Source organism: Corallococcus sp. CA049B (genome assembly GCF_003611685.1).
GTDB classification, from domain to species: domain Bacteria; phylum Myxococcota; class Myxococcia; order Myxococcales; family Myxococcaceae; genus Corallococcus; species Corallococcus coralloides.
Window position 1 is genome coordinate 1 of the sequence record NZ_RAWC01000407.1, and the last position, 2,785, is coordinate 2,785.

The 2,785-nt window shown below is 69.9% G+C and carries 4 protein-coding genes; all 4 read right to left on the reverse strand.

Annotation, left to right across the window (positions count from 1 at the left end):
- Window positions 1–499 (reverse strand): hypothetical protein (locus D7W82_RS39170; RefSeq protein ID WP_120623120.1); only part of this gene is annotated, 499 nt, incomplete at its 3' end.
- A gap of 118 nt (window positions 500–617) precedes the next feature.
- On the reverse strand, window positions 618–1,064 hold the full coding sequence (locus D7W82_RS39175) for a cyclic nucleotide-binding domain-containing protein (protein WP_014394787.1): 447 nt from the start codon (window positions 1,062–1,064) through the stop codon (window positions 618–620).
- Between the two features lie 47 nt (window positions 1,065–1,111).
- Window positions 1,112–2,461: an AgmX/PglI C-terminal domain-containing protein gene (locus tag D7W82_RS39180; protein WP_120623121.1), complete on the reverse strand. Its 1,350-nt coding sequence runs from the start codon at window positions 2,459–2,461 to the stop codon at window positions 1,112–1,114.
- Window positions 2,462–2,465: 4 nt separating this feature from the next.
- Complete coding sequence (locus D7W82_RS39185; protein WP_120623122.1) at window positions 2,466–2,738, reverse strand: hypothetical protein; 273 nt, start codon at window positions 2,736–2,738, stop codon at window positions 2,466–2,468.
- Between the last annotated feature and the right edge of the window lie 47 nt (window positions 2,739–2,785).

Here is a 2,785-nt window from a genome sequence, read left to right on the forward strand (position 1 = left end):
GGTCTCCACCGGGCAGGTTGTCGGGCTCCTCCACCTCCACGAAGAGGTTCTCGTCGGTGCGGAAGGCGAGCTGACCGATGCACTCCTCGGCCTCCGAGCGCAGCTGGCCCACCTTCTGCTGGGCGATCATCACCTTGGTGAACTCGTGCTCGCCGGGCGCCGCCTCGCTCTTGCTGACGGCCTCCTGGAGGGCCACGTCGGCCTGCTCGGAGATGCGCAAGAGGCCCTTGATCTGCGTCAGCTTCTCGTTGGCGCAGTTGAGCTTCACCACGTCCTTGGTGCGCCGCGCCTCCTCGACCTTCTCGAACACCTGGCGGAGCGATTCCCGCATGCCGCCCAGCGCCTGCGTGCTGCGCTCCAGCTTCTGGCTGTCCGGCACGTCACCGGCCTTGTCCAGCGCGGGCGGAGCGGGGCGCGGCGGCGACGCGGGCGACTGCGCGAGCGCCATCCCGGAGGTGACGAGTCCTCCCACGACGGCGAGCATTCCCAGGGTGCGCATGCGCCTCACGAGTCCTTCCGGCCCTTCCCAAGCTTCGAGAGTCGAGCCTAGGAGTGAGGGGGAGGGGTGTCAACGCAATGCCCCATCACCCCGGAGTCCGGCTTTCCGGCGCCGGACGTCAGTCCTGGGGGGCCAGGCGGGCGTTGGCCTCGCGCAGGCGGGCGGACAGGCTGCGCGCGATGTTCACGACGATGAAGGTGAAGCCGTCCGCGTGCGCCAGCCGGAAGGTCCGTAAATCCTGCGCGGTGAGCTGGAGCAGCTCCACCTCGCCCAGGGCGCGCACGGTGGCGGAGCGGTGGTCCTTGTCGATGAGGCCCATCTCCCCGAAGAACTCCGGCGGGCCCAGGACGGTGAGGGGCTTCACCCCGTTGCCCGCCCCCCGGCGCACCACCTCCACCTGGCCGCGCACGATGACGAAGAGGCTGTCACCCAGGTCGCCCTCCTCGAACACCACCTCGCCGTGCGCGTAGCGGTACAGCCGTGCCAGCTCCGCCAGCCGCGCGAGCTCCGCGGGGGCCAGCATCTCGAAGAGGGGGGATGTGGCGATGACAGCCAGCTTCTCCATGTGCTCCCCGCGGGTCCGGTGCCTCCGGAAGGTCCGGACGGTCGAGCCTATTCCCCTGGCGAGAAGATGAACGGGTAGCTGACGGGGACGTCGTCACTCGGTTTGAAAGGGAACGTCCAGGCGCGCATGGTGGTCTTGATGCAGTTGATGACCTCGTCCGAGCGCAGGGTGGACTCCTCCACCTCCACGTTGCTGGCGCGGCCTTGCGGCGTCAGGTCGAAGCGGACCATCACCTTGCCCTTGAGGGAGGGGTCGCGCTTGAGGCCGTTCTCGTAGCAGCGCTGGATGGAGGCCTTGCGGCTCTGGATGTAGCGGGCCAGGTCCTTGGGCTTGACCTCGGAGCTGTCCACTTCCGGCACCGAGTCCACGACCTGGGGCACCTTGACGAGCTGCTTGCGGCCCGTGTCCACGGTGCCCGCGCCGGACGTCTGCGTCGCGCCGATGCCCGCCAGCTTGCCGCCGGTGTCCCCCTGCGGGTTGGCGATGCCGTTGCCGCCGCCGGAGCCCGCCGTGAGCGCGCCACCCGCCGTCGCGCCCGCGAGCGCCTCCGCCACGTTGGCGCCGCTGCCGGAGCTCCCGAGCACGTCCGCGATGGCGTCCCCGCCGCCGGGGCCCTTGCCGCCCAGCAGCTTGAGGAGGCCGGTGCCCGCGACCCTGGCCTCGACCTGTTGCCGGCGCTCCGCGCTGTTGGCGGGGGCGGGCGTCGCTTCCGTGGAGGCGGGCTTCTTCGGGGCGGTCTTCGGCTCGTCCGGCTTCTTCTCCCCGGTGGAAGCCGTCTCCTTGGGCTCCTCCTTCTTCGGGGGCTGGGGCGGGATGATGGCGCGCACGAAGCGGTCTTCCAGCTGGTCCAGCTCCACCTCCGCCTCCACCGGCGCGGGCTGGGCGACGATGAGCGCCACGCTCAGCACGTAGAGCACCAGCATCGACAGGAGGATGCCGAAGAAGACGCGGTCCACCGTGCGCCACGGGCTGGCCTTCAGCTCCGGGGGGAGGGTGGGCTTGGAGCCCTCCGCGGGCGCGGGGATGAAGTGGAAGAAGAGCGTGGCGTCCGGCAGGTCCACCTTGCCGCGGGCGCTCTCCTGCAGGGGCAGGTCGAAGGTGTCGTCCGCGCGGCGCGTGGCGAGTCCCTGGGAGCGCAGCGCGTCGAAGTCCACGTCCGACGAGCCCAGGTTGACGCGGCCCTGCATGTGCTCGTCGATGATGAGGTGGAACTGCTGGCCGCGGTTCTCCAGCACCTTGAAGCGCGGCGGGCGCGCCTCGGACGGGGGCATGACGATGGTGTTGCGGGCGTCATCGCCAATGGTGACGGAGTCGTGGAGCAGGTGGTGCTCTTCGACGATGCGCCCGTCCTGGATGACGCCGACGCGCAGCAACTTGGGGCGGGTTTGAAGGGCCATGGAACTAGAACGGGTCCTGCTGCACGCTCTGGACCACCTTGGGCACGAAGCTCTCCGTGCGGTTCAGGTCGTCGAAGCTCGGCTTGGAGCGGTCGAGGAAATAGAAGGCTTCCGGCTTCTGGATGCGCCCCTCGACCTTGATGGCCTCCAGGCGGATGGCCTTGGCCGGCTTCTTCGCGGGCGTCGCGCTGGCCGCCGCCTTCTTCGTGGACGCGGAGTCCTCCGCCCAGGACGGACGGGCGACGGCGAAGAGCAGCAGGAAGAGGGCGGGGCGCATGGCGGAAGGTCGTGGCTACCGGACGTCTTTGGACACCTTACCCGAGG